At 61.4% G+C, this 11,769-nt stretch carries 8 protein-coding genes; all 8 read left to right on the top strand.

Annotated elements, in window-relative coordinates; translation table 11 throughout:
- The coding region (locus VN887_07660) for a DUF1553 domain-containing protein (GenBank protein HXT39882.1) at nucleotides 1-2,840 on the top strand (2,840 nt) is incomplete at its 5' end.
- Between the two features lie 3 nt (nucleotides 2,841-2,843).
- Nucleotides 2,844-5,591, top strand: a complete 2,748-nt coding sequence (locus VN887_07655; protein ID HXT39881.1) for a DUF1549 and DUF1553 domain-containing protein — start codon at nucleotides 2,844-2,846, stop codon at nucleotides 5,589-5,591.
- A 7-nt stretch (nucleotides 5,592-5,598) separates the two neighbouring features.
- Nucleotides 5,599-7,074, top strand: coding sequence for a DUF1501 domain-containing protein (locus tag VN887_07650; GenBank protein HXT39880.1), 1,476 nt, complete (start codon nucleotides 5,599-5,601; stop codon nucleotides 7,072-7,074).
- A complete protein-coding gene (locus VN887_07645; GenBank protein HXT39879.1) occupies nucleotides 7,071-8,582 on the top strand; it encodes a DUF1501 domain-containing protein in 1,512 nt (503 codons plus the stop codon). Before VN887_07650 ends, VN887_07645 begins: the two co-directional genes overlap by 4 nt.
- Nucleotides 8,583-8,754: 172 nt before the next feature.
- Nucleotides 8,755-9,564 carry a prepilin-type N-terminal cleavage/methylation domain-containing protein gene (locus tag VN887_07640; GenBank protein ID HXT39878.1) on the top strand — a complete coding sequence of 270 codons (810 nt, stop codon included), beginning with the start codon at nucleotides 8,755-8,757 and terminating at the stop codon, nucleotides 9,562-9,564.
- 121 nt (nucleotides 9,565-9,685) lie between these two features.
- Nucleotides 9,686-10,960: a hypothetical protein gene (locus VN887_07635; protein ID HXT39877.1), complete on the top strand. Its 1,275-nt coding sequence runs from the start codon at nucleotides 9,686-9,688 to the stop codon at nucleotides 10,958-10,960.
- 5 nt (nucleotides 10,961-10,965) lie between these two features.
- The gene (locus VN887_07630) at nucleotides 10,966-11,382 is read left to right on the top strand and encodes an acyl-CoA thioesterase (GenBank protein HXT39876.1); all 417 of its coding nucleotides are present in this window, start codon (nucleotides 10,966-10,968) and stop codon (nucleotides 11,380-11,382) included.
- A 28-nt stretch (nucleotides 11,383-11,410) separates the two neighbouring features.
- Complete coding sequence (locus tag VN887_07625) at nucleotides 11,411-11,722, top strand: hypothetical protein (GenBank protein HXT39875.1); 312 nt, start codon at nucleotides 11,411-11,413, stop codon at nucleotides 11,720-11,722.
- Nucleotides 11,723-11,769 lie beyond the last annotated feature (47 nt).

The following is an 11,769-nucleotide window of genomic DNA, read 5'->3' as shown; positions in this document are numbered from 1 at the left end:
TGTTTCGTCACCACTTGTTCCTTTGCCTGACATTTCTTGTTTCTTCCGCCTCGACCGGCATATACTCGCACAACATCCTGAGTTTCGTGCTTTTGCCGCGTCTATTTTACCGAATGCCGCCGCGGGTCGCAAGCGCGCTGTTCTGCGTCGCGTTGCTGGCACTCTGTCATCCCGCGCGGTCCACGCTCGCAGCCGACGCACCCAGGTCGAAGGCTGATCATTGGGCGTTCAAACCGGCGATCCGTCCGGCGATCCCCGCGGTGAAAAACCCGCGCTGGCCGCGAAACCCGATTGACAACTTCATCCTTGCCCGGTTGGAGCAGGAGAAACTCGCGCCGTCGTCCGAAGCGGACCGCGTCACACTGCTGCGGCGGGTGAGCTATGACCTCACCGGTTTGCCACCCGCGCCCGAAGACGCGCGCCGGTTCCTTGCCGACAAAAGTCCCGATGCCTACGAAAGAATGGTGGACCGTCTCCTGAATTCGCCGCGATACGGCGAACGCTGGGCGCGACACTGGCTCGACACCGTTCATTACGGCGAATCCCACGGCTACGACAAGGACAAGCCTCGACCCAACGCATGGCCCTATCGCGACTACGTCATCCGGGCATTCAACACGGACAAACCCTACTCGCGTTTTGTGCAGGAACAGCTCGCCGGCGACGTTTTGTTTCCGGACACGGCGGACGGAATTGTCGCCCTGGGGTTCATCGCCGCCGGGCCGTGGGATTTTGTGGGGCACGTGGAATTACCCGAAAGCAAGACCGACGGTCTGATCGCCCGCTACAATGACCGCGATGACATGGTGATGAACACGATGTCCACGTTCCTGAGCCTCACCGTTCACTGCGCGCGTTGTCACGATCACAAATTCGACCCGATTTCGCAGGAGGAGTATTACGGTTTGCAGGCGGTCTTCGCGGGTGTGGACCGCGCCGACCGCCCGTTCGACGCCGACCCGCAGGTCTCCGCGCGGCGAAGGCGGCTGACGTCGGAAGAGAAAGATTTGGAAGCGCGGCAAAAGACGCTCGAGGAAATCGCAGGCAAGGTCACCAGCCATGAGATCGTCCAGATCGACGCGCGCCTCGCGGAGTTAAAGGAACAGCTCAAAGCATTGCCGCAGCCGCCGAAGGAGAGTCCGGGCAACGGCTATCACAGCGGCATCGAAGCGCGGCCAGACATCGAGAAATGGGTGCAAGTGGACCTGGGCAGGCTCGTGGCAATCGACGAAGTGCGGTTGATCCCCACGCGCCCGACCGATTTTCCCGACACACCCGGCTTCGGTTTTCCCAAACGGTTTCGTGTCGAAACATCCAACGACGAAAACTTCGCGCGACGGGAACTCCTGACGGATCGCACCGCTGAAGATCTGCCGAATCCCGGCGACAGCCCGGTTGTCGTTCACGCGAGCGGGCAGCAGGCGCGGTTTGTCCGGGTCACCGCCACGCGTCTTTGGGAGCGCACTCATGATTTCGTCTTCGCGCTGGCGGAACTGCAGGTTTTCTCCGGGACGAACAACGTGGCACTTGCCTCCAGGGTGACGGCACTGGACTCCATCGAGGCCGGCCGTTGGGGCAAAACGAAGCTCGTGGACAATTTCGACAGCCGCAAGCCGCTCGCCGAATCACGCGAATCATTTGAAGCGGCCTCCAATTTTCGCGGGTTGAAATCGGCGGTCGCCAAACTCGAAAGCGAGCGCAAAAAACGCGCCGAAGAATTGCTGGATCCCGCGACGAGGTCCGAAATGAATCGCGTCGCCCTTCACCTCGATCGGTTAAACAAAGAAATCGCCCGGCTGCCGAAACCGCAAACGGTTTATGCCGCCGCGAATGATTTCGAGCGCACGGGGAGTTTTTTACCGGCGCACCCGCCCCGGCCCGTCCACCTGCTCAAACGGGGCGACGTGCAACGCCCGGGCCCATTGATGACCGCCGGGGCTTTGAATTGTGTCCCCGGCTTGAGCGGGGAGTTGAATGTCGCAAACGGGGATGACGAAGGCAGTCGCCGCGCAGCGTTGGCGAGATGGATCACCGACTCCCGGAACATGCTGATGCGCCGTTCCATTGTGAATCGCGTCTGGCAATATCACTTCGGCCGCGGGATTGTGGACACGCCGAATGACTTCGGGCACATGGGTTCGCCGCCCACGCACCCGGAATTGCTCGACTGGCTCGCCTATTGGTTCCTCGACCATGGCGAGTCGCTCAAACAGTTGCACCGGCTCATCGTCACCAGCGCGGCCTACCGGCAATCGTCGCAGGACAACCCGCAGTTCTCCCACGTTGACGGCGACGATCGCTTTCTCTGGCGGATGAACCGCGAGCGGCTGGACGCCGAATCGTTCCGCGACACGCTGCTGTTTTTGAGCGGACGACTTGACCTGACGATGGGCGGCCCCTCCGTCCAACAGTTTTTTTTCAAGGACGACCACTCGCCGGTTTACGACTACACCCGTTTCGACGTGGACAGTCCGGCCGGTTCGCGCCGCAGCATTTATCGTTTCATCGTCCGCAGCGTGCCCGACCCGTTCATGGAATCGTTCGATTGCCCTGACGCGAACATCCTCACGCCAAAACGAAGCGTGACGCTGACCGCTCTCCAGGCGCTGTCCACGCTCAACGATGCGTTTGTGATCCGGCGATGCGCGCTTTTCGCCGGGCGGGTCCGGCAACTTGCCCCGGATTTGAACGCTCAAATTGAGGCGGTCTATGAACTGGCGTTGAACCGACGACCGCGCGATGGCGAAAGGAAGATGCTCATCAACTACACCGGGCGGTTCGGCCTGACCAATCTTTGCCGGTTGATCGTGAACAGCAACGAATTCATGTTTGTCGATTAGCGGATGAACCTGCGCCTGTCATTCACCGTTGTCGCGCTCCTCGCGGTGGGATGCGTGTTCGCGGACGGGTTGCCGGACGCGGCCGATCCGACGCCCGCCTCCACCAATGGTTGGGCGTTCCGGCCGTTGTGCCGCCCGCCGCTGCCGCCGGTCAAACACGACGAATGGGTGCGGCAGCCGCTCGACCGTTTCGTGCTGGCGAAGCTGGAGAACCACGGTCTGGAACCCGCGCGCGAGGCCGGGCAGCGCACGCTGTTGCGGCGCGTTTACTTCGATCTCGTCGGCTTGCCTCCCACGCCCGAAGAAATGCGCGCGTTCCTCGCCGACACGTCCCCGGGCGCCTATGAGCGCGTCGTGGACCGTCTGCTCGCCTCACCGCGTTACGGCGAACGCTGGGCACGACACTGGATGGACGCCGCGCATTTCGCCGAAACACACGGGAACGACCAGGATCGCATCCGCACCAACGCCTGGCCATACCGCGACTACCTCGTCGCCTCGTTCAACGCGGACAAACCCTACGCGCGCTTCGTGCAGGAACAGGTCGCCGGCGACGTGCTCTTTCCGGACGACCCGCAAGCCACCGTGGCGCTCGGCTTCGTCGCGGCCGGGCCGTGGGATGAAAGTTCGTTGCGCGACATTCGCGAGGACACGGTGGACCGCCAGATCGGCCGCTACCTTGACCGCGACGACATGGTGACGACCGTAATGCAGACCTTCACGAGCACCACGGTTCAATGCGCGCGCTGCCACGACCACAAGTTCGATCCCATTCCGCAACGGGATTATTACGCGTTGCAGGCCGTGTTTGCCGGAGTGGATCGCGCGAACCGCACTTACGACGCGGATCCGGTCGTGCACCGCCACCGCCAGGAACTATTGCGTGACCGCAAGCGGGTCGAGCGTGGCGACCGCGAATTGTTACTCTCTCGGAAGGCGCAGCGCGAAGTTGCCGAATGGGAAAGCTCCTCGAACGCAGGGAAGGTTGAATGGAGAGTTGTGCAACCGCAGACGTTCGTCTCCAGCGGTGGCGCCACGCTCGCGCGGCAGGAAGACGGTTCCCTGCTCGCGGGCGGAACGCGGCCTGAGCGCGACACCTATACAATCACCGCAACCTCTCCGCTGCCGCGCATTTCTGCCATCCGACTCGAAGCGCTCACCGATGCGTCGCTGCCGAAAAATGGGCCGGGGCGGCAGGACAATGGAAATCTGCATTTAAGTGAATTCGAAATGCTGATCTTTGAACCGGGCGCTTCGCAACCGCGTGCAGCGGCCCTGGTGAATCCAAGCGCCGATTTCAATCAAAGCGGCTGGACCATCGAGCACGCACTTGATCGCGACGAGAAGACTGCGTGGGGCATTTATCCGAAGGTCGGCGAGTCGCATCAGGCCATTTTTCAGCTAAAAGATCCACTCATGGTGCCAACGGGCACGACGCTCCTGTTCCTTCTCAAGCAACTGCACGGCGAAGGTCATCTCATTGGCCGTCCGCGTCTGGCCGTTACCGGCGCGCGCCCGCCGCTGCGCCTACTGCCGGCCGAAATTGACGCGATCATAACGACGCAAACCAACCAACGAACCGATGACCAGCGCACCGCACTGGCGGCGTATGTGCTGAAGGAACGACTCACCCGCGAACTTGCCGCGCTCCCCAAACCTTCGCTGGTTTACGCGGTGGCGGGCGATTTTGAACCGGACGGCGGACTGAAGCCGGCCGGCGCACCGCGCCCGGTGCATGTGCTCAAACGCGGGGAAATCAGCAAGCCGTTGGATGAAGCGTCACCGGGCGCATTGAGTTGCGTCTCCGGGCTGCCGGCGCGCTTCGACCTGACGAACCCGCAAGACGAGGGATCGCGACGCGCCGCCCTGGCGCGATGGCTTGCGCAACCCGGGAATCCGCTTACGTGGCGTTCAATCGTGAACCGCATCTGGCATTATCACTTCAGCCGCGGACTCGTGGGGACTCCCAACGACTTCGGCCGCATGGGCGCGCCGCCGTCGCATCCCGAACTGCTGGATTGGCTGGCCGTCTGGTTCCGCGACGACGCGCACGGTTCGCTCAAACAGCTGCATCGGCTCATTGTGACGAGCGCGACCTACCGGCAATCCGCAGTAACGGGCGAAGCAAAGAATCCGGTTTCCCGTCGCGGCGAAAGAGACGGGAGTCCGCCGGAAACAGCGGCCACGCTGGACGGGGACAATCACCTTCTCTGGCGGATGAACCGGACACGTCTGGATGCGGAGCAGGTGCGCGATGCGATTTTACAAATCGCCGGCTGCCTGGACCTGCGCATGGGCGGGCCGGGCGACCGGCAGTTTGATTTGCAGCCGGGCATCCACGTAACCCCGAAGGTGGACTATGCGAAGTTCGACCCGGACAGCCCTGCGGCGCGCCGACGCAGTGTTTATCGCTTTCTTTTTCGCACCCTGCCGGACCCCTTCATGGACGCGCTTGATTGCCCGGCCGGCGACCAGCTCACGCCGGTGCGCAACGCCAGCGTCACAGTGCAACAGGCGCTGGCGATGTGGAACAACGTCTTCGTGACCCATTACGCGGAGCGTTTCGCGGCACGGCTTGAATCCCAGGCCCGGACGCGCGAAGAACAGGTTGCGCTCGCGTGCGAACTGGCGTTCAGCCGGCCACCCGCCTCCGACGAACTGGCGGACTTCGCCGCTTATGCCCGGAAGCACGGGATGGCAAACTTTTGCCGTCTGATTCTGAACAGCAACGAATTCATGTTCGTCAATTGAAGTCCGCATGAAAAACCAGTTTCAAAACTTTTCGCCGGTGTCGCGGCGCGAATTTCTATGGCGCTTCGGCGGCGGCCTGGGAGGCGTGGCTCTGGCGCAAATGCTGGGACAGCGCGGTTTGCTGGCGGCCGACGAGACCGCGGACGCGGGCGCAAATCCCGCCCGGCGGGGCGTGTTGCGCGGCGGGCCGCATTATCCGGCCCGGGCGAGGCGCGTGATCCAGCTTTTCATGAACGGCGGCGCAAGCCAGATGGATTTGTTTGATTACAAGCCGGAGTTGTCGAAGCGCCACGGCCAGACGTTCGACCCGGGCACGGGCGAACGCGTTGAGGCGGCCACGAGCGAACCGGGCAAAGTGCTCAAGCCGGGTTTTGAATTCCAACAGCACGGGGAATGCGGCCGTTGGGTGAGCAGTTTGCTGCCGCACCTGTCGACATGCGTGGACGATCTGGCCTTCCTGATGGCGATGGTGTCACGCACGAACGTTCATGGTCCCGGAAGTTATCTGATGAACACCGGCTTTTTGCTGCCCGGATTCCCGTGCCTCGGCGCATGGGTCAGCTACGCACTCGGCAGCGAAACAGACAATCTGCCCACCTTCGTCGTCCTGCCCGATCCAAAAGGTCTGCCCTACAATCAGAAGGGCAATTTCACCTCCGGCTTTCTGCCCGTCAGCCACCAGGGAACCCTCATCCGGGCAAACGCACCGGCTCCCATCGCCGATCTGCGCGCGCCTGCCGCGGCGAGGTATATCACCCCGGACGCGGAGCGCGACGGGCTGGCGCTGTTGCGAAAGATCAATCGAACTCATCTCGCCGCGAACGACGCGGATTCGCGACTCGAAGCGCGTATCCAGGCCTACGAACTGGCCGCGAAGATGCAGCTCAGCGCGCCCGAAGCGTTCGGTCTCGACGGCGAGACGGATGCAACGCGCAAGCTCTACGGCCTGGACGAGCCGGTGACGGAAGATTTCGGCCGGCGTTGCCTGACCGCCCGGCGGCTCATCGAACGCGGCGTGCGATTCGTGCAAATCTGGAGCGGCGCGGGCGGCCCGACCAACAACTGGGACAATCACGCGAGCATCGCAAAGGAGCTTCCGCCGATGTGCGCAGCAACGGACAGGCCCATCGCAGCGCTGCTGAAGGACCTTAAAGCGCGAGGATTGCTCGACGACACGCTCGTTTTGTGGAGCACGGAGTTTGGCCGCATGCCGTTTTCCCAGGGCGGAGGCGGCCGCGACCACAACGGCGGAACCTTCGTCGGCTGGATGGCCGGCGGCGGCGCGAAAGGCGGCGCCGCTCACGGGGAAAGCGACGAGTGGTCGTGGAAGGCGGCGAGAAATGCGGCGACCACGTACGATTTCCACGCCACCGTCCTGCATCTGCTGGGCATCGACCACACTCAACTCACGTTCCGGCACAATGGCGCGAACCGCCGTCTGACCGACGTGCATGGCGAGGTGATTCGAAACGTGCTCGCATGAACGGCGTAAATCCAGCCTGTCACGTTTGCGGGTCACGGGAGAAACCGCTCGCGCTTGGCGCGGGTGATCCGCGCCTGGTTGACCGGCGCGAATTTCTCTGGCGGTTCGGCGGCGGTCTGGGCGGCATTGCGTTAAGCCATCTGCTCGGGCACAGCGGTCTGCTTGCGGACGTTGTGCCGGCGAAGCCGAATGGCGTTTTGAATGGCGGATTGCATCACCCCGCGCGGGCGAGACGCGTCGTTCAACTGTTCATGTCGGGCGCCGCGAGCCAGTGCGACACGTTTGACTACAAGCCGGAACTCATCAAGCGCAGCGGCGAAAAGTTCGATCCCGGCGGCAGGGTGGAACTTTTTCAAAGCGATCCGGGCGCCGTGATGAAGAGTCCGTGGGACTGGAAGCCACGGGGCGAGTGCGGCAAGTGGATCAGCGATCTCGTCCCGCATATCGGCTCGTGCGCGGATGACATCGCCTTTGTCCATTCGATGATTTCAAAGTCCAATGTTCACGGCCCGGCGACATTCATGCAGAACACCGGCTTCGTGCTGCCGGGCTTTCCCGCAATGGGCGCCTGGGTTTCCTACGGGCTGGGCGCAATAACCGACAACCTGCCGACGTTTGTGGTATTGCCCGACCCGCGAGGATTCGCGCCAAACGGCCCGGCAAACTGGAGTTCCGGCTTCCTGCCGGCGGCTCACCAGGGGACGATGATTCGTGTTGGCAAACCGAATCCGATCTTCGATTTGTTCCCGCCCGAGTCCGCCAAATTCATCACGCCGGAAAGCGAAAAGGAAGGACGGGCGCTCTTGAAGGAGTTGAATCGCGAGCACCATGCCGCGCATCCGGGCGACTCGAGGCTCGACGCGCGGATCGCGTCTTTTGAAATGGCGGCAAAACTCCAACTCAGCGCTCCGGAGGTCCTGGACATTTCGTCCGAGTCCGAGCCCACCAAGCGGCTTTACGGGCTCGACGAAGCCGTCACCGAGGATTTTGGCCGCCGCTGCATGATTGCCCGGCGGCTGCTCGAACGCGGCGTGCGGTTTGTTCAAGTCTGGAGCGGCGCGGACAATGGATTTCCCCGGCGCAACTGGGACAGCCACGAAGACCTGGCGCGCGATCATCTGGACATGGCCCGCAGCATGGACCGCCCCGTGGCGGCCCTGATCAAAGACCTGAAGGTGCGTGGTCTGCTGGACGACACTCTCGTGATGTGGACAACCGAGTTCGGCCGGATGCCGTGCAGTCAGGGTGCGAAGGGCCGGGACCACAATCCTTTCGCCTTCACGACCTGGCTGGCGGGCGGCGGCGTCAAGGGCGGCGCCACTTATGGTGAAAGCGACGAATGGTCTTACAAGGCGGCCGTAAATCCGGCCTACTGCTACGACATACACGCGACCGCGCTGCATCTGCTCGGCATCGACCACACCAAATTGATCTACCGCCACAACGGCATCGATCGGCGGTTGACCGACGTGCACGGCGAGGTCATCGGCGACATTCTCAATGCCTGACCGGAGCTTCTGAAACACGGGGCGGACGCATGAAATTCTGAAGAAGGCGCGGCGGTGACTGCGGGTATTACCCCATCGGTTTTCAGAGAACGACGATTGACCTCTGCGTCCGGCGATGCTATGGATGCGGCGTTCCCCGTCTAACCAGAGAGCGCTTATGAAAACCAGGCAGATGAGGTTTGCTTCGTTCGGCCGCTCGTATTCGGACCCGATTCAGTATTCGTCACGTCTTGCCTTCACCTTGATCGAGTTGCTCGTCGTCATTGCCATCATCGCCATTCTGGCCGGATTGTTGTTGCCGGCGCTCGCGAAGGCGAAGGCGAATGCGGACAAGGTGCTTTGCGCCAGCAACTGCAAGCAGTGGGGCATCGCTTTGACGATGTACGCCGGTGATTGCAGCGATTCCTTTCCCGATAACAGCCAGGGATTCGACCTGAGCTGGATCATGCCGAGCATGAGCAATTTTTGGAACAACTACCTGATGAAGAACACGCATGGCAAGACCGAGCGGGCAAAGAACAACGTGCTGTTTTGTCCGACAGACAAATGGCATCGCGCCTACGAGATGGATAATGTTCTAACCGACAACCAGCCACAGTTGATTGGATACTTCTATTTACCGGGCAGAAAAGATCAGGACGCGGGCGTGAAATCCATGGCGAAGGGTACTGAAAACTGGTTTTACCGAAACAAAATGGGTGGCAGGTATGCCCAGGCCCCGATCCTCATCGACCGGCTCCAGGGAATCGGCCCGCAAACCACGAACGTTTACGACCCGCGATTGACATGGTCCACGGACTACAACCTCAAAAAGGTACCCACTGCGGTGCATCGCATCGCGCGCAACGCGCCAGCCGGGGGCAATTTTCTCTTTGAAGATAGTCACGTCGCATGGTCCCCCGGCGCCAAAGTGAGCTTGGGCGCAGGAGGAGGCAACATCGGAACCTGGATGTGTTTCTTCAACATCCCGATTGAAAACTAACACGGAGAAGCACCGCACCTTTACCAGCGTAATCCCGGTTTGTTCTGCGACCTGGTAATGGATTTCAATTGTCCGGCGCGCAAACCTGTGCGAAAAAGTTGTCGGGCATTCTCCTGGCAATATGAAACTCAAAACATTCTTCGCGGTTTTCAGCATGGCCTTCACCGCGGCGGTCGCGCATGCCGAGTTTCGCGCCGGCATCGCGGTGCGGGTCGTGACGCCGGACCCGCTCCTGCCCGTTTCCGGCGGTGTCGGGCCGTCCAACCCGGTCAAGAAAAAGGAAGGCGACCTGACGGTGCGCGCGCTGGTGCTGGCGAACAACGATATCCGGGTGGCAATTGTGAGCGTGGATTTTCTCGGTTTTCCTTCGGTGCTCGGCAATCGCGCACGCGCCAAAATAAAAGGCATCCCGCCGGAGAACATTCTGATCGGCGCGACTCACACGCACAGCGCGCCGGATTGCTACGGATTTCCCGACCACGAGGGCAGATTCGCGACCGACTTGAAATATGTTGACGGCGTTTGTGACCGGATCGCGGAGGCCGTCAACGAAGCGGCGGCCGGTCTTCAACCCGCGAGCCTCAAGATCGCGACGGGGGAGGCCAGGGGTAAAATCGCGTTCAACTATTACGCTGAACAGCTTTACGATCCGCGTTGTTCGGTGATCCAAGCGGTCGGACGGGACGGCAGGCCCTTCGCCACACTCGTCAATTACGCGATTCATCCCGAAGTGCTCGGCCCCGAGGCCGGCATCCTGAGTCCCGACCTGATCGGCCCGCTGTACGAACGCATTCACGAGCTCGGCGGTGGCACGGGCATTTTCATGAACAGCGCGCAGGGCGGCATGGTCACGGCCGACAATCGCCAACCGGGCGGCAAGGATCGGCGCACCTGGGATGAATGCGTTCGCATCGGCCATCTGCTCGCGGACGAAGCGCTGCGTATCGTCGGCGGCGCGTATCCACAACCGGACCCCAAATTGTTTTGCGCCGCGAAGGTGGTCTCCTTTCCGGTCGAATCTCCCCTGCTCCGCGCCGTGATGACGGCCTCGCCGCTGCGCTACCCGACCAACGATCTCAATCATGTGTCCACCCGGATGAACCTGGTGAACGTTGGCAACGCGCAGATCCTCACCATCCCAGGCGAGGCACTGCCGAACATCGGTTATTATTTGAAACGCAAAATGCGCGGCGAGAACAACCTGCTCTTCGGCCTGACCAACGACGCGTTTGGTTACATGCTGACGAAAGTAGATTGGGGCAGCTTCAAGCGTTACGACTATGTCTCGCGCACGAGTCTCGGCGAGATGACGGGCGAAATCCTGATCGAGGAGGCGCTGAAGATGGTCGCCGGAAATCCCGCGCCGCAATCATTGAAGGCCGCGGGAGCCAACTGAATCTTGTGCACCTCGGACGCTCCAGATTCGAGTCCGAACTCCAGGTCCGCCCGGACGACATCGACATGAACCAGCATGTCCATGCCAGCCGCTACATGGATTACGTGCTCGCCGCGCGCTACGATCAGATGGAACGATGCTACAAGATGCCGATGGAGGAGTTTACCCGCGCCGGTTTCGGCTGGTATGTCCGCACCGGCCACCTCGAATTCAAGCGGCCGCTCGGCATTGGCGAGGAGTTTTTGGTGCGCACCTGGATCGAGGAAATGGTGAAGGACGGCGTGCTCGTGAAATTCGAGATTGTAAAAAAGCGGACCGGCAAACTTTGCTGCGACGGTCACTTTCATTACACGATGGTCAGTCTGAAGACCGGACGTGCCGAAACAATCCCCGACTGGATCGTCGCCAAATATTCGATTTGAAGCAGCCGCATCTCTTCCGACGGACCGCATGAAGACGATTCTTCTGATTGTTATCGGATTGGCGCCCGCAACGGCGCTTCGCTATCTCATCTTGCGAAAACCGATTTCCCGGGTCGCGGCCGCTGCATCCTGTTTCGGCATTCTCGTTTTTGTCGGGATCCTGGTCAGCGGCGCGGTCGAAAAGAAATCGCAGAAGCAAAGCGACGAAGAAGCGTTTGCCGGCGGCCCGGTCACCATTCTCGCCGATCTGGCGGGCGGTCTGGCAAAGGTGGGAGTGCCGGTCGTCGTAGCTTCATATATTATTCTTCGCGCCCGGCCGAAGGACGCGTCCGGGAGTTAGGGAGGCCATGATTGGAACAAACACTCCGGAACGGGCGGTCATCTTAT

Source organism: Candidatus Angelobacter sp., from assembly GCA_035607015.1.
Taxonomy (GTDB): domain Bacteria; phylum Verrucomicrobiota; class Verrucomicrobiia; order Limisphaerales; family AV2; genus AV2.
Note: the sequence above shows the minus strand (reverse complement) of the source record. Positions and strands in the feature narration are given on the sequence as shown.

Excerpts from the sequence above, each read along its gene's own strand:
- VN887_07645 (HXT39879.1), top strand. The coding sequence starts at position 7,071 with ATGAACGGCGTAAATCCAGCCTGTCACGTTTGCGGGTCACGGGAGAAA.
- VN887_07640 (HXT39878.1), top strand. The coding sequence starts at position 8,755 with ATGAGGTTTGCTTCGTTCGGCCGCTCGTATTCGGACCCGATTCAGTAT.
- VN887_07655 (HXT39881.1), top strand. The coding sequence starts at position 2,844 with ATGAACCTGCGCCTGTCATTCACCGTTGTCGCGCTCCTCGCGGTGGGA.
- VN887_07635 (HXT39877.1), top strand. The coding sequence starts at position 9,686 with ATGAAACTCAAAACATTCTTCGCGGTTTTCAGCATGGCCTTCACCGCG.
- VN887_07625 (HXT39875.1), top strand. The coding sequence starts at position 11,411 with ATGAAGACGATTCTTCTGATTGTTATCGGATTGGCGCCCGCAACGGCG.
- VN887_07650 (HXT39880.1), top strand. The coding sequence starts at position 5,599 with ATGAAAAACCAGTTTCAAAACTTTTCGCCGGTGTCGCGGCGCGAATTT.